Genomic DNA, 16780 nt, shown 5'->3' with positions numbered 1-16780 from the left:
GAATGATAGCGAAAGTTACGGAGAAAAAAAATAATAAAAATGAGATATGGCTAAGTTTTTGGCGCGACTTGCTCAGAGTCCCCGGCCGATCCTGGCTTCCGTCCGTTATGCACCCTGTCGAAATACATGCCGGAAATCCTCACCCCTGCCAGAGGGTCCAGGCGAGATTGTTCTTGTCGGTACTCTGGGTAAATTTTGCCTTGCAGGTCAGGCATTGATAATCCTGTTCTTCAAAGCCACGCGGGTTTACCCCGTTAAACTTTCGCAGGGAATCGATTTTTACTAAAAACTCGTGGGGTTTTCCGTTGCGGGTTTTTCGCGATTGCTCTTCGCAAAGCGCGCAGATTTCCATCCTGGCCTCCTGGATCTCTCTCCTCGTGAAAATGCTAAGGCTTATTTGCAGCGCATGGTTTTCTTGCCGCCCTCGAAAAGAATCTCAATCTTTTGCGGACCGACAATGCGCTGGACAAAGCCAAAGCCAAAAGTCGGATGACTGATCAGCGATCTGATTTTGTAATGGGAGGTCATGCAGTAATCCGTTGCCTCGCCGTTCGCGATGGTCGGCTGCAACTCTTCCCACTCCTTGCGTTCGGCGGCCTTGAGCTGGTTGTTTTGCCGCACGGCGGTCTTCTGGGTTGTGGCGTTTGTCTGGTAATCATGTTGGCGACCGCAGATGTTGCAGAGAACCTTTCCCGGGGTGGATTCGTTCATGGCGAGGATAAGGTGAGAGGTGACCTTGCGACATTTGGTACAACGGGTTTCGATCGCTTTGCCTTGGGAAAACGTGGGTTTTCGCATCGTGTAACTCCCTGGTTGGCAACTAGCCGAAGGATGGCCGATAAAAACCGGGATGCTGATCGGAATCTAAGGGGCAAGCTTGACCAATTGGCATGCTTGGAACACCCGTTGGCAGGCAACGGGCCGCTTCAGACCGTAAACTCAGTTCATTACGGCAGTGAAGGGGAAGAGGGGCGAGGGTGGGGTGGGGGGCGGATCAATGCTTAATACTACACCCTCCCACGGATAAAAGATACCGATAGCTTGAGGGGAAACCTTTTCGGCCGGCAGCAGACGGCAGGGGTTTGTGGAGAGGCGGGAAGGGAGATGGGGGGCGGCGGGCCGCCGTCAGCGCGGCTCGGCCAGCAGTAGACGATTTTTCGGGGTGATGTCGCCGGGGATGGTCTGGGTGTGGACCCGATAGCCGGCGCGGCGCAGGCGTTCGACGCGCAGCACGTCGAGAGCGAGGGAGCCGTCGAGCCAGCCGTGCAGGCCGCCGAGGTCGGCGCCCTTGAGGTCGTGACAGCAGGGGAGCAGGGCCAGCCGGGCGCGGGCGGCCAGGGCACGGTCCAGAATCTGATCGCTGAGGCCGCCGCAGGCGTGGGCCGAAACGACCAGATCGTCGGCGGAAAGTTCGACGGTATTCAGGTCGGCTTCGATGAACCGTACCCGCCCCGCCAGGCGCGGCCAGTCTTCGCCGAGCACCGCCGCCAGTCGGGGTGCGCTCGCCGGCAGGCGCAGGTCCACGGCCAGCGCTTCCGGTGAACTGTCGTCGAGCAAAAGCAGCAGTTGGGCGAGCAGCCCGTGGCCGCAGGCCAGATCGACCACCCGCCCTCCGCGCAGCCGCCGCCGCGTCCGCCGCGCCGTTTCCCAGGCCTCGAACAACTCCTTGCGTGGCAGGCAGCCCGCCCGGCAACAGGCGCGGGCGACCCGATCGAAAAGGTTGTTCCCGGGAAACTGAGGGAGCAGTTGGGTGGTCAGCCGGTTGCGGGAGGCGCGATTCATTTCAGTCGGGCTCTCCGATGATCTGAACCCGGCCCACCTGCCCATCCTCCAGACGCACCTTGATCCCCCGCGAATGATAGGGGGCGCTGGTGAGCAGGTTCTTGACCACGCCCCAGGTCAGCGTGCCGCTCTTCTGATCCTTTTTCAGCACGATCGCTACGGTCATGCCGGGCGCGATATCCGCGCGCGTTTCGCCGGCCATGGTCTAGAGCTTCAGGTCGGCGTGGTCCGGGCTGAGCCGTTCCCGCTCGCGGGCCACTTCGGGGCTCTCCAGGTATTCCTCAAAACTCATGGCGCGGTCGATATAGCCCTCCGGCAAAAATTCAACGATGCGGTTGGCCAGGGTTTCGATGAACTGATGGTCGTGGGAGGTGAAGAGGATCGCTTCGGAAAAGGCGATGAGACCGTTGTTGAGGGCGGTGATCGATTCGAGGTCGAGGTGGTTGGTCGGCTCGTCGAAAACCAGGGCGTTGGCCCCTTTGAGCATCATCCGCGCGAGCATGCAGCGCACCCGCTCGCCGCCGGAAAGGACGCGGGTTTTTTTCGTCGCTTCATCGCCAGAGAAGAGCATGCGCCCGAGAAAGCCGCGGGCGAAGGTCTCGCCGTCGCAGGGCGGAAACTGGCAGAGCCATTCGATCAGGTTGAGATCGTTGTCGAAATAGCGGCTGTTCTCTTTGGGGAAGTAGGCTGGGGTGATAGTTACCCCCCAGCGGCAGCTGCCGGCGTCCGGTTCCAGTTCGCCGGCGAGAATCTGGAAAAGGGTGGTCTTGGCCAGGGCGTTGGCGCCGACGAAGGCGATTTTGTCCCCCTTGTTGACGAAGAGATCGAGGCCGCCGAAGAGTTCGACGCCGTCGATCTTTTTGTACAGTCCCTTGATTTCAAGGATGATGTCGCCGCAGGGGCGCTCGGGCTTGAAGACGACGAAGGGGTATTTGCGCGACGAGACCGGCAGTTCCTCGACAGTGAGCTTTTCCAACAGCTTCTTGCGCGAGGTCGCCTGCTTGGCCTTGCTCGCGTTGGAGGAAAAACGCTGGATGAACTCCTTGAGTTCGTTGGCCTTGTCGGTGACCTTGCGGTTTTCGTCCTGCTTCTGCTTGAGGGTCAACTGGCTGGCCTGATACCAGAAATCGTAGTTGCCGACGTAGACGGTGATCTTGCCGAAGTCGATGTCGGCCACATGGGTGCAGACCTGATTGAGAAAGTGGCGGTCATGGGAAACGACGATGACCGTGTTGGGAAAGCGGAAGAGGAAATCCTCCAGCCAGGCGATCGATTTCAGGTCGAGATGGTTGGTCGGCTCGTCGAGCAAGAGGATGTCGGGATTGCCGAACAGGGCCTGGGCGAGGAGTACCCGCACCTTGTCCCCCGGTTCCAGCTCCTTCATCCGCTTGTGGCGCAATTCCTCGGGGATGCCGAGACCGTCGAGGAGCACCGCCGCTTCGGCTTCCGCTTCGTAGCCGTTCATCTCGGCGAATTCCGCTTCCAGCTCGCCCGAGCGGATGCCGTCTTCCTCGCTGAAATCCCCTTTGGCATAGAGATCCTCGCGCTCGCGCATCACTTCGAAAAGGCGTTTATGCCCCATGATGACGGTATGAAAGACCGTCTCCTCGTCAAAGGCGAACTGGTCCTGGCGCAGCATGGCGATGCGTTCGCCCGGGCTGACGATGACCTCTCCCTTGTCGGCTTCGGACTGCCCGGCGAGGATCTTGAGAAAGGTCGATTTCCCCGCGCCGTTGGCGCCGATCAGACCATAGCAGTTGCCGGGGGTGAACTTGATGTTGACGTCTTTGAAAATCACCCGCTTGCCGTAGGCCAGGGCGATATTGTGGGCGCTGATCATGTTTTTGCTTTCCTCGCGTAAAAAAAGAAAAGAACCGCCGGGACAACCCGGCGATTCACGGTGAGGCTTTATAGCATTAATGGAGTGGAGAGTAAAGGCGCGATTCGCTGATCTTTTTAGGCGGATGAAATACTCGCTCGGTTAGACCAGCTCCCGAGTTGTTCTAGCCGAGTGTGCCCAGCAGCGTGGTGATTTCCGTGTCGATGCGGGCGATGTCGATGCCGGCTTCGTGGAAGAGTCCGCTCCAGCTCTTGCCGCTATCCTTTTTTTCCTGGGCGATCGTCTGCGCCGGTTTGCCGGTCTTTTTCGCCAGCAGGGCGACCATCAGCATCTCCTGATTTTCCAGGCCCCCCTGGCGCAATGGGGCGATATCCTCTTTGGTCAGCACCCCGTGGCGCGGCAGCAGTTCATCGATGATCACCCGGTCGAGCTGGGTGCCCGAGGCTTCCGAGGCGAGGGCGTTGGCGAAAAAAAGCTCCAAGGCTTGGCCGTCGATCCCCTGAGCCGCCAGAGTCGCGCTCCAGTTGGGGTGCTCGTAGCGCGCTTTCAGCAACGTCTCCGCCGAGCTGTTCGTTTGTTCGGCGACATAATGGGCCACCCAGAAGTCCGCCATGAGCATCCCTTTCTGCTTGCCGCGCACCAGCAGCTTCTTCTCGGTCTTGAAAAGCTGGGCGAAGAAGGTGTTCTGGGTTGCCGCCAGATAATAGGCGTCGGCCGCCTCGGGACGGGCCGCGTCGTAGCTGCGGTCGGTGAAACAGTGGCAGGTGACTGCCGACATGGGACCGGCCAGGACCGGCCCCGCCGCCAAGAGCAGCGCCAAAAGGATCAGGGCGCGAAAAATCATCAGATTGTCTCCTTTTCGTAGTCTTCCACCATCTGCCGGTAGGTTTCGGCCAACTCCGGCGTGCGGCCCTCGGCGGCCTGGTAGGCGTCGAGCATGGCCGGACGGAGATCCTCCGGCAGAACCCGCTCGGCCAGGGGGTAGAGGATGGTGTCTTCTTTATCGATGTGGCCGCGCAGCAGCTCGGCGTAGCCCCGGGCGTGTTCGAGCAGGGACGGAATATCGCTCTCGTCCCCGTCCAGCGCCTGGCGTGCCGCTTTCTCCATCCCTCGCACATGGGCGCGACCGGCGTCATGTTCCATGAGCATGGCTTCGATGGGGGACTGCTTTTCCGGCATGCCGTTCTTCACCAGGGCGGCAAAGAGAACATCTTCTTCCTTGGCGTGATGAAAACGGTCAGCATAGTTGCGGATGAAGTCGACGGCGTCGAGAAAAAAGCGCCAGTTGCGGAACTCGCCCCGCGCCACCCGGCCGGCGTTCTTTTCGACCAGGGCGATCATGCGCAGAATCAGCTGGTGCTCCTCCATCATCACTTGAGTGACGTTCGTTTTCATGGTCAACTCCTCCGGGTTCCGTCGATGCCGATGACCGCGATCTCCAGGGGCACATCCTTGCCCGATTGTTTGACCGCTTCCTGGGCCATCAGGCCGAGTCCCCGGCAGCAGGGAACTTCCATGATAGTGACGGTGATCGACTGGATATCGTTCTGACGGATGATCGCCGCCAGCTTTTCCACGTAGGGGCTGGTGTCGTCCAGTTTCGGGCAGGCGTTGACCAGCACCCGGTCCTTGATGAAGTCGCGGTGGAAGTCGCCGTAGGCAAAGGGGACGCAGTCTGCGGCGATGAGCAGGTGGGCATTTTGCAGCCAGGGGGCACTTGGCGGCACCAGATGCAGCTGAGTCGGCCACTGGCGCAGTTCGCTGGGCAGACGGCCGGTCGCTGCGTTGGTGTTGGTTTCGTTGCGCTCGATGGTTTGAACATGGCTGCCGGGGCAGCCGCAAGCGAGTTTATTCATGGGGATTCTCCTTTATGCGTCGAGGGTTGCGAGATAGTCGCGGATTTCCGTTTCGATTTTCGCTTCGGTTTCATCGCCCAAGGCGTGGATGGAGACCACATCCTTGACCAGGCAGATGCCGACGCCGCAGGTGACGCAGCCGATGTCGTACTTCTGCAGGATTTCGCCGATGCGCGGATGCTGTTCGATGGTTTTATTGATCGGCTGGTTGCCGATTTCCTCAGGCAGATTCATGGTCGGGCTCCTTTCGTCCTTTCCGTCGTGATCGTGAGGCCAGCATAGCCAAAGAGCGCGAAGCAAAACATGACCGAGGTCAAAAGCCCGATAAAAATTGTCATCTTTTCTCCGGGAAAGAGGACAGACAAGCGAAATGCCGCAGGGTTTCTGCTATCCTTGGATATAAATTAAAACGCCCGGAATAGAGGAGAGATGCCGACATGAACGAAGAAAGACTGCGGGAAATCATTGTGGAGAAAGCGCCGGATGCCGTCATGTTCGCCGATCACGAGGGGGTCATCCAGCTGTGGAACGAAGGGGCGGAGTGGATTTTCGGGGTGGCGAAAGAGGCGGCGCTGGGGCGTTCGCTCGATCTGATCATTCCCGAACGGCTGCGGGCGCGCCATTGGCAGGGCTATCATCAGACGATGGCGACGGGCGAAACCCGTTATGGTCGTCAGTTGTTACGGGTTCCGGCCCTCAAGGGGGACGGCGAGCAGTTCTCCAGCGAGTTTTCCATTGTCCTGGTGCAAGATGAGTCCGGGCAGCCGCTGGGGGTTGCCGCCATTCTCCGGGATGTGAGCGCCCAGTGGCAACGGGAAAAGGAGCTCAAGGAAAGGATCGCGGTCCTGGAGTCGGAGCGGAAATGAAATGATTGCGCTGCGGGTCAGGTTTTGCTAATGTCACTGGGATGTTGCACGGTTTTGAAATGAGGCCTGTGGCCGGGAAAGTGGAATCGAATAAATGTTGGAAGATCGCAAACAGGCGCTGCGGGAAAGACTCAAGGATCCGGATGAAGGGGTGCGCCAGGCGGCGGCTTCGGCCCTTGATGCGCTGGAGTCGGCCCTCGACCTGACCGAGATTCTCGATCTGCTCAAGCGGGGAAGCCGGGGGCAGCGGGTCAAGGCCCTTTTGGCCCTGGAGCGGATCAATTCCGTCGAGGTCTTTCCGCCGCTGCTGGCGGCGCTGAGCTTTCCTGACGAAGATATTCGCTCCACCGCCGTTCAGGTGCTGGGGCGTAAGAAAAATCCCAAGGTCATGGGCAATCTGGTGCAATGTCTGGGGGATACCCATCCGGCGGTGCGGGTCCACGCCGCCGAAGCCCTCGGCCACTTCTCCGACCCACGCCTCGTCCCCCATCTGACCGCGCTCCTTGACGAACAGGATATTGAACTGATCAAGGCGGCGATCCGTTCCCTTGGGGCGATCGGCTGCAAAAATGCCGAGGAGACTCTCATCGCCCGGCTGGGGCATGAAAACGCCGGGGTTCGCCGGGAGGCGACAAGGGCCTTGGGGCAGCTGGAGCTTTAACGGAATCCGAGGGAAAACAGAAACGAAAAAGCCGGCTTTTGCCGGCTTTTTTGCATTATAAGAGGAAGATTTCTGGTGGCGTCAGTCGAAATATTCGGTAACTTCGATGTTCCGCCCGACGGGATCGACCTCGGCGATGATGCGCGCGAGATCGGCGCCCGACAGGGTGGCGAGGGTCGGTTGGGGGAGTTTCTTGCCCTCGCTGGTGGTGATGATCTTCAGATCGACGGAGTTTCCCCCCTGCCGATCTCCGACCTTGGTCACCACCGCCAGTTCGTTGCTGTCGAGACGCACCAGGCTGCCAACGGGGTAGGGGCCGAGATAATCGACGAGTTTTTGCAGCAGTATCGGATGCAGGGTGGTGCCGGAGAGGTCCATCAGATTTTTGACGGCCATGCGCGGCGTCACCGGGCGCTGGTAGGAACGCAGGGTGGTCATGGCGTCGTAGGTGTCGGCGATGGTCGCCATATCGGCCAGCTGAGAAATCTTTCGGCCTCGGGCGTCAGCGGGATAGCCGCTGCGATCGTAATTGAGATGATGTCCGAGGATGATGTCGACCACCTCTTCGCTGATCCCTTCCATCTGCCCGGCGATCACCGAGCCGGAAGCCGGATGCTTCTTGATCTCTTCGTATTCCGCTTCGGTCAAGCGCCCCGGCTTGTTGATGATGTCCTTGTTGATGATCAGCTTGCCGATATCGTGGAGCAGGGCGCCGAGCCCCAGGGTGCGCATCTTTTCTTCGGACAGTCCGCAGGCGTGACCGACGGCCAGGGCGATGACCGAGACATTTACCGAGTGGGTGAAGGTGTAGTTGTCGTAGTCCTTGAGCAGGGAGAGGGCGAGCAGGGCGTGGGGTTCGGAGAGGGTCGAGCGGACCATGCTCCCGACCACTTCGATCGCTTCAGCGGTCGAGGGGATGCGCCCCATACGCACGTCGTTGAAGATATGACTGACTACGGTCAGGGCGCGCTGGTAGATTTTTCGGGGCGGTTCCGCCCGTTCGTCGGCTTCCTGGGTTTCCAGCACCACCGGTTGGATGTGGGTGATGCCCTGGTCGGTGAGAAGTTGGGCCAAGGCCTCGCCGCCGACCTCCGATTCGTGCAGGATCTGGAAAAAGCGCTGGATTTCCTGGGCGCTCAGCCCCACTTCGAATTCGAGCCCTTCCAGTCCCCGTTCTGCGATCAGGGTGCGGACCTCTTCTATCGCCGGTTCGCTGAGCACAAACATGTGTTTTTCGAAAAAGAGCGTATCTTCCAGGATGCCCAGCCTGATCCGGGGTTTCTTCTGGAAGGCCGCGAGGAAATCCTTGGCCAGATTTTGCGCCTGCTGCTGGATGGCCGGATGGGCCGCCGGGTAGAGACGCAGCCCCTTGTGAACACCACTCATGCCGTAAATGATTTTTTTCAGCTGGTCAAGTTGCATGGTTCAGGGCTTTCTCCAATCGGTTGAGAGCAAGGCGCGCGGCCCGTGCCACCGCCGGGGAACGGTCATCGACGGCGGCGCGCAGCAGGGTCAGGCTGCGCTCATCGCAAATTTTGCCGAGGGCCGCGGCGGCGGCTTCACGCAGTTCCTCATCGCTGTCGCCAAACCAGAAGCGGCGTCGTTTGAGGATACCGCCCAGGCAGGGGAGCGCCTCGGCCGCGCCGATCTGACCCAAGGCAACGATCGCTTCCTTACGCTCTTCCTGCGAGACTCCTTTGTTCTCCTTGCGGCTCGCCAACTCCGTCAGGGCCGGCAGGGCCAGGGCCGATTTGAGCGCACCCAGGGAGAGGATGGCCTGGCGACGCATTTCCGCATCGTCATTTTCAAGGATGCGGATCAGATTGCTTTCGGCGCCGCGGCCGCCGATCTTGGTCAGGGCGCGCAGGGTTTCCCGCCGCACGCGAATGTCTTCGTGGTTCAAGAGTGGGACGATCTGCGCCGTCGTTTGCTGATCGCGGATTTCACCGAGGATGACCATCACATTGCGCACCACGAACCAGCGCGCATCACTGAGGTAGTCGGTCAGGACCGGGGCGGCGGTGGCGCCGAGGCGAATCAGGGCCGTACCCAGCACCTTGCGTGCCTGGGCGTCCCCTTCGCCGGCCAGATGGCGCATCAGGGGTGCTTCGATCTTGCCGGGGAAGCTGGCGATGAGCGACAGCAGGCGCTCCCGGGATTCGCGAACATCCGGGTTGTGGCACAGGCAATGGATAAGGAAGTCAAAGACATCCTCGCGGCCGAGGGTATCCAAGGTCTCCTGGGCGGTGCGTCGCCGGCTGGAGGATAGTTTGGGATCTTCCCCATAGCGGCGCATCAGTTGCAGGGCGCGAATGACCAGATGGGCACCCTCGTCATGCAGGTGAGCGAGGAGCGCTGGCTGAAGTTCCTGCGCAAGAACGGCGAAGTGCTGGTCCGACTCGGTCCGCTCCAGATCGCGCAGCAGCGCCTCCAGATCGCGGGTCTCCGGCAACGCGGGGGCGGCCGCAACCGGGGCTCCTTCCTGCATTCCCGCTTCGGGGCTCGTCTCGTCCCCGCCGCCAATGGTTTCCTCGGGGCGGTGGCTTTCGATCTCCTCTTTGCGACTCAGTACCGAGGAAAGATCGATTTCGTTGATCCAGATGGTGGAAACGCCGGCGGCTTGCAGCAGCCCCTGCGCTCCCCCCGCTTCCTGGATTTCCACCGGTTCTTTGGCCAGGGTACGGGCGAAGGCGTGCAGGTCGCGGGCCGACAGGTCGGCCAGAATCATCAGGCTGCGGACATGGCGGGCAAAAAGCTGGACGGCGAAGCTTTTCAGAACCAGGCGGTCGCTGGAAACCGGTGTGTCGTCGACGCGAAAGCCTTCTTTATGTACCGAAAAGAGGATGGATTCGCGCCCCATGAGCAGGGGGGCGAAACGCAGCAGAGCCTGTTCGACGGCGGTCTTCAGCGCCGGATGGCCGGGCGGGTAGAAGCGCGTCGCCTTGAGCAGGACATCGAGGGCGCGCAGGGCCGATTCGAGATATTCCGTTGTCAGGGTCGGTCCGGCCACGGTCTGCTGTCTCCTGTCGCGCTGGGGTTTAATAACTTTTTCAGCATAAGGGTTTGCGGGAAAATAATCAACGCTGCTTGATGAGGGCCGAGACCGCCTTGAATTCCGGCGCGCGGCTGTGGCGCAAGAGCTGGAAGAGGGCGATCTCCACCGTGGTCAGGGTCGCTCCGGCGGCGTCGGCGAGATGCAGGGCCGCCCGGTAGTCGGATTTGCGGCGGGAACAGATGGCGTCCCGCACCAGGTGCACGTCGTAATGATGGGCACGGAGGTCGAGGAGGGTCTGAAAAACGCAGACGTGGGCTTCCATCCCAACCAGCAGCACCCGTCGAGCGTCGTGACGGGCGAGGGCGGCGAGGAAGGCCGGTTCGCCGCAGCAGCTGAAGCTCGTTTTCTCCACCAGTTCTCCCTGTTCGCCGGGGGCCAGGGCGGCGATGGTCTGGCCGATTCCCGCCGGATACTGCTCGGTGGTGATGACCGGCAACTTGAGGAGGGCCGCCGCGTCGATGAGGGTTCTAATCCCTTTCACCACCCGCTCCAGCACCTCCGGCGGCATGGCCGGCGCCAGTCGTTCCTGCACGTCGACTACCACAAGGACCGTGCCTTCCCGGTTCAGCCAGAGTCGTTCACGTCTCTCGGTCATAATCTTTCTCCTTTTCGCGCAAGAGGCATTTCTCGGTCGGCCGCGACACCGGAAAAGACTCGCTCCGGCCGGAACGGCCTGCTAAGATCACCCCATTTACGCCGGAGCCGGACTCCGGCCGCGACGGGGGGCGTTTTCATGATTCTCGGTATAACCGGCGGCATCGCCACGGGCAAGAGCAGCGTGGCGAAAATCTTTCGTGAACTTGGGGCGACTGTTCTCAGTGCCGACGAGTTGGCGCGCGAGGTGGTGGCGCCCGGCTCGCCGCTGCTGGCGCGCCTGGCCGAGCGCTTCGGCGCGACAGTGCTGCGCGAGGACGGCGGGCTCGACCGCCCGGCGCTGGCCGCCATCATCTTCGCCGATCCCCAGGCGCGGCGGGATCTTGACGGCCTCATGCATCCGGCCATCGCCACCCTGGCCGAAACCCGGTTGCGGGAACTGGCCGCCCGCTCCCCCCTGGTGGTTTATGAAGCGCCGCTCCTCTTCGAGGCCGGGGCCGAGGGACGGGTCGACGCCGTGCTCGTCGTCACCGCCGATGACGAGACCCAACTGCGCCGCCTTATGGCCCGGGACGGCGTCGACGAAGGGGCGGCCCGGGCCCGTATCGCCGCCCAGATGCCCCTGGCGGAAAAGGTCCGCCGCAGTGACTACGTTATCGATAATTCCCAGGGACCGGAAGCGGCCGAGCAAGCAGTTCGGGAACTCTTCACGCGCCTGCGGGAAGCCCGCTGAAAAAATCGAGAATGCGCTTCCGGGTTTCCTCCCAGCGGGGATTCCCCCGGGTCGCCAGGTCATGGCCGATCTCGGCGTCGAACTGGTGCAGTCCTTTGCGCGGGCTGCCCAGCCGCTGATAGAGGCGATGGGCGCTGGCGGCGTCGACGGTGCGGTCCCCCAGGGCGGTGAGCACCAGAACCGGGGTATGGATGCTCTCAAGGGTCGGCTCAATCCGGCGGATGAGGCGGCGGATCTGATGGATGCCGTTCAGGGGGCGTTGGTCGTAGTAATAAGGGGCCAGATGTTCGGGCAGCCGGCGCCGCTGGTGGCGTTTGACATGGCGTAGCAGCCCGACCAGGGGGGCGAGGCGGTGGCGCAGGCGCAAGAAGGGGGAGAGCAGGGCCAGCCCAGCGAATTTTTCCTCTTCGGCCAGGGCCAGCAGCAACAAGGCACCGGTGCTCATGCCGACCCCGAAGACGGGCAGGCCGGTTTCCGCCAGTTGCCCGTATCCCTCCCGCACCGCCGCCAGCCATTCCTCGTAACGGCGAGCGGCCAGGTCGGCGACGGTCGTACCGTGTCCCGGCAAGAGTACGCACCGCACCAGATAACCGGCAGCGGCCAGGGCCTCCCCGAGTGGACGCATCTCCCAGGGGCTGGCGGTGAAGCCGTGGACCAGCAGCGCCGCGCCTTTGGGAGGCTGTTGCGGTTCGAGAAGGAAGGGGCGGTTTTCAGGACATACGGGTGGGGCGGGGAGCTTGATGGCGGGGGGGGCTGCGGATTCTTCGGGCAAGGGCTCTCCCCTGGGGATGGAATCCTGAACGTTCAGGCCGGCGGCAGGGCGAATTGCCGTCGGCAAGGCCAAAATGAAACGCCCCGGAAGCGCGATGGCGATTCCGGGGCGTGGGGAAGCCTGGGGTTACTTGTGGAAGCCCAGCCGGGTGGAGAGATCGTCTCCGGCCTTGATGACCAGAGGGATCAACTCCTTTTCGATGCGCTCGTCGGTAAAGCGCATCGACGGGCCGGAGATACTGACGGCGCCGACGATGCGGCGGGTATAGTCGCGAATCGGCGCGGCCACGCAGCGCACGCCCAGATCCATCTCTTCGTTGTCTATGGCGTAGCCGCGCTCGGCGACCAGGGCCAGTTCCTTGACGAGCTCGTCGCGATCGGTGATGGTGGTCGTCGTGAACTGCTTCATCTCCCGCTGCGGGATGAGAGCGAGGATCTCTTCCTCGGTCATGTAGGCCAGGTGCACCTTGCCCGAAGCGGTGCAGTGGGCGGGTAGCCGTGAGCCGACGCGGGAGACCACCCGCACGGTCAGGTCAGTTTCGACCACGTCCAGGTAGACCACGTAGCCTTCCTTGAAGATCGCCACGTAGGAGGTCTCGTTGCACTCACCGACCAGCCGCTCGAGAATCGGCTTGGCCTGGCGCAGCAGCCCCATCTGCTTGATGAAGGTCTGCCCCAGTTCCAGGGACTTGAGCCCGAGGCGATAGTTTTCCGTCGCCCGGTTCTGCTCGATGTAGCCCCGGGATTCAAGGGTGGCAAGCAGCCTAAAAACGTTGTTTTTATGCAGCTTGAGACGCTTGCTCAGTTCGGTGACGCCCAACTCGTCAACCTCGCCGTGGAACTGTTCGAGCAGGTCGAGGGCGTGGGAGACGGCTTGGATAATATATTCGGATTTTTCTTTTTTCGCCATGTCGTACGTTCTTTCTCCGGTGAATTACAGAGCAAAATGCGCCCTCATCTTATAAATTTCGCACCGCATGTCAAGCATTATGGGAAATATTGCGAAATCTGGGTCTGTGGGCAAACGAATCCGCCTGGTCCAGCGTTTGGGGGAATATAAAATAACGTTTTACAAAAGTCAACTCTATTGGTCAGCAACCAAACAATTTCGGTCCGAGCTCTCCCTGGGGTGCGGTTGACAGAATGACCCGCGTGGGCTAGTCTGACGCTCAACATTTCCTGGCCGAACGGACTTCTCTTATGCTCAACCCCGGCAAAAAAATCCTGGTGGCGATCGATGGTTCCCCCCAGTCGGACAAGGCGGCCGAGGAGGCCGTGCGCCTGGCGAGCGTTGCCGGACCTCCGTTCAAAAGCAAAATTTACGCCATTCTCGTTATTCCGGGAACCAGGGCCCCTTCTTTTACCGATTTTTTCCCCTCCCCCCCCGCAACCGAGCGTCCCGACTGGGAAGAAAAACGTAAGCGGATTTTTTACGTCGTGGAAAAAGCCGCCGCCGAGGCCGGCATTCCTCTACAGGTCGAGGTCGTATACGGTGAAGCCGCCGACGAGATCCTGTCATTTGCCGAACAGGAAGAGATCGACGTCATCGTCATCGGCTCTTCCGGCGCCGGCCGGGTCAAGCGCGCGCTGTTAGGCAGCGTCTCCAGTCGGATTGCGGAGCAGGCCCGCTGCTCCGTCTACATCGTGCGCTAGGCGGCTGAGGAAAAACGCCCATCTGCGGCGTTGCCCTCATCCTCGTCGCTGCGACGTACCTTCCGGTACGCCTCACTCCTCGAATTTCGGGCGCCTTGCATCTGGGCATTTTTGCTCAGCCTGATTTAACGTGGATTTACCACTAACACTCTATCTTCACCTCACGCCTCGTTCCTCGTTCCTCGTTCCTCGTTCCTCGTTCCTCGTTCCTCAAACTCCCTTCGTCTCCTTCCGCAAATACTCTAAAAGTTCCGCCAGGCTCGCGCGGATCCCTTCTTCTTCCTTGGGGAATTCGTGGGGGGAGAGCTCCAGGGTCAGGGCCTGGTTGTAGCCCGTTTCCCGCAGGTGGTTGAGGAAGCGGGTCAAAGGGAGGATGCCGCGCCCGGGGAGCAGATGTTCGCGGCCGTGGCCGAAGTCGGAAAAGTGGATGTTGCGCATGCGGCCGGTATCGTACAGGCGGTGGAAATCACCGAGGAAATCGGCTTTGGACGAGCCCATGTGGGCGGTGTCGAAGGTCAGGTAGAGGTGGTGCTCTTCCATGAAGCGGATCAGTCGCTCGGTCTGCCCGAGCAGGTAGGGATTGACCCCGAAAGGGCCGGTGCTGGGCATGTTTTCGATGGTGATGATGACCTGGTCGCGGCCGATGTCCCGCTGGCAGTCGTCGAGGCGCTTGAGCCAGTTCCAGAATTTCAGTTCGCAGCCGAGCCAGCTGGGGGGGTGGAAGTTGATCAGGGGAATGCCCGATTCCAGGGCCAGTTCGGCGGTGCGCAAAGTCTGATTGATCTTGTTGCCCCAGCCATCCAGTTCCATGAAGGGCGCATGCAGGGAGCGGATCGGCAGGATTGCCGCCAGGTCGAGGAGCAGGGCGCGGTTGTCCTGGTACTGGAAATCGTAATTGATGATCACCTCGACGCCGTCGAATCCGGTGTCGTGGGCGAGCTCAAAGATTTTTTCCAGGGGGAGCGTGTAGAGGCTGCCCGCCGACAAGACCAGTTTCATGGAAAATCCAAAATAGAACGTTGTTCTTTTTCTGTGCTGTGCCCCCGCCTCAGGGAGCGTGGACTTCCTCGGCCAGGAAGCGGCGGATCTCTTCCGACGGCGGCGGGGTCGCCAGCGATACGCCGATCATCACCAAAATCACCAGGGGGGCGCCGATCAGCGCCGAGGAGGTCGCCGGCAGGATCATGCTGAGGCCGGGAACGAGGGGGCCGAGGAGCAGGGCGCCGAAGGTGACGGCCAAGCCGGTGAGCATGCCGGCAATGGCGCCCTGTTTGCTGGTGCGGTCCCACCAGATGCCGAGGAGGAAGACGGGAAAAAGGGTGTTTCCGGCCAAGGCGAAGGCGACGGCGGTGATCTGGGCGATGAGCCAGGGCGGATTGGCCGCCAGCACCACCACCAGCAAGGCCAGAACCAAGGTGGCGCCCTTGGCCACGTACATGCGTTTCTTTTCGTCGGCGGCAGGATTGATCAGGCGGTGGTAAATGTCGTAGGAAAAGGCCCCGGCACCAGTGATGAGCAGGCCGGTGACGGTGGAAAAGGCGGCGATGACGGCACCGACGGCGATGATACCGATGAGCCAGGAGGGCAGTCCCGCCCATTCCCCCGCCTTGAGGACGATGAGGTCGGCGAGGGCGCGAGTTGCTTCCGGGTCCGTCGGTGACGCCGCGCTCCCCTGGGCGATGCGGGCGAGGATGGCATAGACCGGCGCGCTCCAGTAGAGCAGGCCGATGAAGAAAATCCCCCAGACCACGCTCCAGCGGGCGTCACGCAGGTTGGGGACAGTGTAGAAGCGGGAGAGGACATGGGGCAGTCCGGCGGTACCGACCATCAGGGTGAAGCAGAGGGCGATCCACTCATAAGGCGTGCCCGAGGTCCAGGGGGCGAGGGAGAGATGGTGCGGCGCCTGCCCCAGTTCGCAGAGGGCGCGGCCGTAGCCGAGTTGGGGTAGAAGCCAGAAATAGCCGAGCTTTTTGGCGATGACCATGAGCGGGATGATGAAGCAGAGGATGAGGATGCCGTACTGGAACTGCTGATTTCGGGAGGCGCCGAGGGTTCCGGAGAGGACCAGATAGCCAATGCCGACGGCCGTGCCGAGGAGCAGGGAAGGGGTGTAGTCGAGGCCGAAGATCCAGGAAAAGACCAGGGCGATCCCCTTGTACTGGGCGGTGCAGTAGATCAGGGTGATGAGGATGGTGATCGTCGCCGCCAGGCAGCGGGCCGCAGGGGAATCGTAGCGGGCTTCGACAAATTCGGGGGCGGTGTATTTGCCGAAACGGCGGATCTGGGCCGCCATCAGGATCAGGAGCAGAACGTAGCCGCCGGTCCAGCCGACCACATAGGCGAAGGCCATGTAGCCCTGCAGGTAGAAGATGCCGGCGATGCCGAGAAAGGAAGCGGCGCTCATCCAGTTCGAGGCGATCGCCGCGCCGATCCCCGCGCGCCCGATGGAGGGGCCGGAGACGAGATAATAGGCGCCTTTGCTGGTGCGGCCGGCGAGGCCGACCAGAAGCGACAGGGCGAGGATGCAGGCCAGCAGCAGGGCCGGAGCGAGTTTGATGCCTTCGCTGGGCATGGCGGTCTCCTATCGGCGTTGGCGGTGGATGCGCGTCAGGTGGTCGACGAAGAGATTGAAGAGACAACAGAGAAGGATGAACCAGACGATGAGGAACTGGCCGGAAAACCAGTAATGCAGCGGAAAGCCGAAGAGAATCGTTTCGGTGATCAGGCTGTCCCCTTCCGGGGTGTCCTGGGTCAAGAGCAGCAGAAACTGGAAGCCCAGGGTAAAGAAGGCCCAGCTGATGAGCAGTACCCAGGTGTAGCGAACCTTCTGGCGCAGGTAGCCGGGGCGGGGGCGAAAGAAGTTGACCCGATAATCGGGATTGGGCGTCGGGCGGGGCGGCGGGGTGTCGGTCATGGCTCGCTCCTGGTGCTCAGTCCGCCGGTCGGGCGCGGGCGGAAAATGTCGGCGG

The 16780-nt window shown here is 61.5% G+C and carries 21 protein-coding genes; 4 read left to right on the top strand and 17 right to left on the bottom strand.

Annotated elements, in window-relative coordinates:
- Positions 1–139 precede the first annotated feature (139 nt).
- The 9 genes from BQ4888_RS05730 to BQ4888_RS05690 form a co-directional block, all read right to left on the bottom strand.
- On the bottom strand, positions 140–352 hold the full coding sequence (locus BQ4888_RS05730) for a hypothetical protein (RefSeq protein WP_092054838.1): 213 nt from the start codon (positions 350–352) through the stop codon (positions 140–142).
- A gap of 41 nt (positions 353–393) precedes the next feature.
- The gene (locus BQ4888_RS05725) at positions 394–798 is read right to left on the bottom strand and encodes a hypothetical protein (RefSeq protein WP_092054835.1); all 405 of its coding nucleotides are present in this window, start codon (positions 796–798) and stop codon (positions 394–396) included.
- Positions 799–1125: 327 nt separating this feature from the next.
- A complete protein-coding gene (locus BQ4888_RS05720) occupies positions 1126–1782 on the bottom strand; it encodes a methyltransferase (protein WP_092054832.1) in 657 nt (218 codons plus the stop codon).
- A gap of 1 nt (position 1783) precedes the next feature.
- Positions 1784–1984 (bottom strand): YwbE family protein, encoded by a 201-nt coding sequence (locus BQ4888_RS05715; protein ID WP_092054829.1) that lies wholly within the window; start codon positions 1982–1984, stop codon positions 1784–1786.
- Positions 1985–1987: 3 nt separating this feature from the next.
- Complete coding sequence (locus BQ4888_RS05710; protein WP_092054827.1) at positions 1988–3622, bottom strand: ABC-F family ATP-binding cassette domain-containing protein; 1635 nt, start codon at positions 3620–3622, stop codon at positions 1988–1990.
- Between the two features lie 163 nt (positions 3623–3785).
- Positions 3786–4466: a hypothetical protein gene (locus BQ4888_RS05705; RefSeq protein WP_092054824.1), complete on the bottom strand. Its 681-nt coding sequence runs from the start codon at positions 4464–4466 to the stop codon at positions 3786–3788.
- Positions 4466–5017 (bottom strand): hemerythrin domain-containing protein, encoded by a 552-nt coding sequence (locus BQ4888_RS05700; RefSeq protein ID WP_092054821.1) that lies wholly within the window; start codon positions 5015–5017, stop codon positions 4466–4468. The genes BQ4888_RS05705 and BQ4888_RS05700 overlap by 1 nt, the downstream gene beginning before the upstream one ends.
- 2 nt (positions 5018–5019) lie before the next feature.
- Positions 5020–5478, bottom strand: coding sequence for an iron-sulfur cluster-binding oxidoreductase (locus BQ4888_RS05695; RefSeq protein ID WP_092054819.1), 459 nt, complete (start codon positions 5476–5478; stop codon positions 5020–5022).
- Positions 5479–5490: 12 nt separating this feature from the next.
- Entirely contained in the window at positions 5491–5712 is a 222-nt protein-coding gene (locus BQ4888_RS05690; RefSeq protein ID WP_092054816.1) for a hypothetical protein, read from the bottom strand.
- Positions 5713–5915: 203 nt separating this feature from the next.
- Here BQ4888_RS05690 and BQ4888_RS05685 point away from each other — a divergent pair, with 203 nt between their 5' ends.
- Positions 5916–6344, top strand: a complete 429-nt coding sequence (locus tag BQ4888_RS05685) for a PAS domain-containing protein (RefSeq protein WP_092054814.1) — start codon at positions 5916–5918, stop codon at positions 6342–6344.
- 94 nt (positions 6345–6438) lie between these two features.
- Positions 6439–7005, top strand: coding sequence for a HEAT repeat domain-containing protein (locus BQ4888_RS05680; protein ID WP_092054811.1), 567 nt, complete (start codon positions 6439–6441; stop codon positions 7003–7005).
- A gap of 81 nt (positions 7006–7086) precedes the next feature.
- Here BQ4888_RS05680 and BQ4888_RS05675 read toward each other — a convergent pair whose 3' ends face one another.
- The 3 genes from BQ4888_RS05675 to BQ4888_RS05665 form a co-directional block, all read right to left on the bottom strand.
- Complete coding sequence (locus tag BQ4888_RS05675) at positions 7087–8427, bottom strand: HD-GYP domain-containing protein (RefSeq protein WP_092054808.1); 1341 nt, start codon at positions 8425–8427, stop codon at positions 7087–7089.
- Entirely contained in the window at positions 8417–10015 is a 1599-nt protein-coding gene (locus BQ4888_RS05670) for a HEAT repeat domain-containing protein (RefSeq protein ID WP_092054806.1), read from the bottom strand. The genes BQ4888_RS05675 and BQ4888_RS05670 overlap by 11 nt, the downstream gene beginning before the upstream one ends.
- Positions 10016–10082: 67 nt before the next feature.
- Complete coding sequence (locus tag BQ4888_RS05665) at positions 10083–10655, bottom strand: isochorismatase family protein (RefSeq protein ID WP_092054803.1); 573 nt, start codon at positions 10653–10655, stop codon at positions 10083–10085.
- Positions 10656–10793: 138 nt separating this feature from the next.
- On the opposite strand from BQ4888_RS05665, the gene coaE reads away from it, so the two are divergent.
- Complete coding sequence (gene coaE / locus BQ4888_RS05660; RefSeq protein WP_092054800.1) at positions 10794–11387, top strand: dephospho-CoA kinase; 594 nt, start codon at positions 10794–10796, stop codon at positions 11385–11387.
- Here coaE and BQ4888_RS05655 read toward each other — a convergent pair.
- Positions 11362–12159, bottom strand: coding sequence for an alpha/beta hydrolase (locus tag BQ4888_RS05655; RefSeq protein WP_170232969.1), 798 nt, complete (start codon positions 12157–12159; stop codon positions 11362–11364). The genes coaE and BQ4888_RS05655 overlap by 26 nt on opposite strands.
- A 126-nt stretch (positions 12160–12285) precedes the next feature.
- Entirely contained in the window at positions 12286–13068 is a 783-nt protein-coding gene (locus tag BQ4888_RS05650) for an IclR family transcriptional regulator (RefSeq protein ID WP_092054795.1), read from the bottom strand.
- Between the two features lie 290 nt (positions 13069–13358).
- On the opposite strand from BQ4888_RS05650, the gene BQ4888_RS05645 reads away from it, so the two are divergent.
- Complete coding sequence (locus BQ4888_RS05645) at positions 13359–13811, top strand: universal stress protein (protein ID WP_092054794.1); 453 nt, start codon at positions 13359–13361, stop codon at positions 13809–13811.
- Positions 13812–14021: 210 nt separating this feature from the next.
- On the opposite strand, the gene BQ4888_RS05640 is transcribed toward BQ4888_RS05645, so the two are convergent.
- Genes BQ4888_RS05640 through BQ4888_RS05630 form a run of 3 tightly spaced genes read right to left on the bottom strand, consistent with a single transcriptional unit; the run spans position 14022 to position 16725 of the window.
- Positions 14022–14810: a sugar phosphate isomerase/epimerase family protein gene (locus tag BQ4888_RS05640; RefSeq protein WP_092054791.1), complete on the bottom strand. Its 789-nt coding sequence runs from the start codon at positions 14808–14810 to the stop codon at positions 14022–14024.
- Between the two features lie 49 nt (positions 14811–14859).
- A complete protein-coding gene (locus tag BQ4888_RS05635) occupies positions 14860–16383 on the bottom strand; it encodes a sodium:solute symporter family transporter (protein WP_092054789.1) in 1524 nt (507 codons plus the stop codon).
- A gap of 9 nt (positions 16384–16392) precedes the next feature.
- Entirely contained in the window at positions 16393–16725 is a 333-nt protein-coding gene (locus tag BQ4888_RS05630) for a DUF4212 domain-containing protein (RefSeq protein WP_092054786.1), read from the bottom strand.
- Between the last annotated feature and the right edge of the window lie 55 nt (positions 16726–16780).

The sequence above is a fragment of the Desulfuromonas acetexigens genome, from assembly GCF_900111775.1.
GTDB classification, from domain to species: domain Bacteria; phylum Desulfobacterota; class Desulfuromonadia; order Desulfuromonadales; family Trichloromonadaceae; genus Trichloromonas; species Trichloromonas acetexigens.
Note: the sequence above shows the minus strand (reverse complement) of the source record. Positions and strands in the feature narration are given on the sequence as shown.

What these genes read in the sequence shown, in the direction of transcription:
- BQ4888_RS05700 (WP_092054821.1), bottom strand. Translation starts at nt 5,017, where the DNA reads ATGAAAACGAACGTCACTCAAGTGATGATGGAGGAGCACCAGCTGATT.
- BQ4888_RS05710 (WP_092054827.1), bottom strand. Translation starts at nt 3,622, where the DNA reads ATGATCAGCGCCCACAATATCGCCCTGGCCTACGGCAAGCGGGTGATT.
- BQ4888_RS05635 (WP_092054789.1), bottom strand. Translation starts at nt 16,383, where the DNA reads ATGCCCAGCGAAGGCATCAAACTCGCTCCGGCCCTGCTGCTGGCCTGC.
- BQ4888_RS05675 (WP_092054808.1), bottom strand. Translation starts at nt 8,427, where the DNA reads ATGCAACTTGACCAGCTGAAAAAAATCATTTACGGCATGAGTGGTGTT.
- BQ4888_RS05680 (WP_092054811.1), top strand. Translation starts at nt 6,439, where the DNA reads ATGTTGGAAGATCGCAAACAGGCGCTGCGGGAAAGACTCAAGGATCCG.
- BQ4888_RS05715 (WP_092054829.1), bottom strand. Translation starts at nt 1,984, where the DNA reads ATGGCCGGCGAAACGCGCGCGGATATCGCGCCCGGCATGACCGTAGCG.
- BQ4888_RS05730 (WP_092054838.1), bottom strand. Translation starts at nt 352, where the DNA reads ATGGAAATCTGCGCGCTTTGCGAAGAGCAATCGCGAAAAACCCGCAAC.
- BQ4888_RS05690 (WP_092054816.1), bottom strand. Translation starts at nt 5,712, where the DNA reads ATGAATCTGCCTGAGGAAATCGGCAACCAGCCGATCAATAAAACCATC.
- BQ4888_RS05630 (WP_092054786.1), bottom strand. Translation starts at nt 16,725, where the DNA reads ATGACCGACACCCCGCCGCCCCGCCCGACGCCCAATCCCGATTATCGG.
- BQ4888_RS05665 (WP_092054803.1), bottom strand. Translation starts at nt 10,655, where the DNA reads ATGACCGAGAGACGTGAACGACTCTGGCTGAACCGGGAAGGCACGGTC.
- BQ4888_RS05720 (WP_092054832.1), bottom strand. Translation starts at nt 1,782, where the DNA reads ATGAATCGCGCCTCCCGCAACCGGCTGACCACCCAACTGCTCCCTCAG.
- BQ4888_RS05725 (WP_092054835.1), bottom strand. Translation starts at nt 798, where the DNA reads ATGCGAAAACCCACGTTTTCCCAAGGCAAAGCGATCGAAACCCGTTGT.
- BQ4888_RS05695 (WP_092054819.1), bottom strand. Translation starts at nt 5,478, where the DNA reads ATGAATAAACTCGCTTGCGGCTGCCCCGGCAGCCATGTTCAAACCATC.
- BQ4888_RS05705 (WP_092054824.1), bottom strand. Translation starts at nt 4,466, where the DNA reads ATGATTTTTCGCGCCCTGATCCTTTTGGCGCTGCTCTTGGCGGCGGGG.
- BQ4888_RS05650 (WP_092054795.1), bottom strand. Translation starts at nt 13,068, where the DNA reads ATGGCGAAAAAAGAAAAATCCGAATATATTATCCAAGCCGTCTCCCAC.
- coaE (WP_092054800.1), top strand. Translation starts at nt 10,794, where the DNA reads ATGATTCTCGGTATAACCGGCGGCATCGCCACGGGCAAGAGCAGCGTG.
- BQ4888_RS05640 (WP_092054791.1), bottom strand. Translation starts at nt 14,810, where the DNA reads ATGAAACTGGTCTTGTCGGCGGGCAGCCTCTACACGCTCCCCCTGGAA.
- BQ4888_RS05685 (WP_092054814.1), top strand. Translation starts at nt 5,916, where the DNA reads ATGAACGAAGAAAGACTGCGGGAAATCATTGTGGAGAAAGCGCCGGAT.
- BQ4888_RS05645 (WP_092054794.1), top strand. Translation starts at nt 13,359, where the DNA reads ATGCTCAACCCCGGCAAAAAAATCCTGGTGGCGATCGATGGTTCCCCC.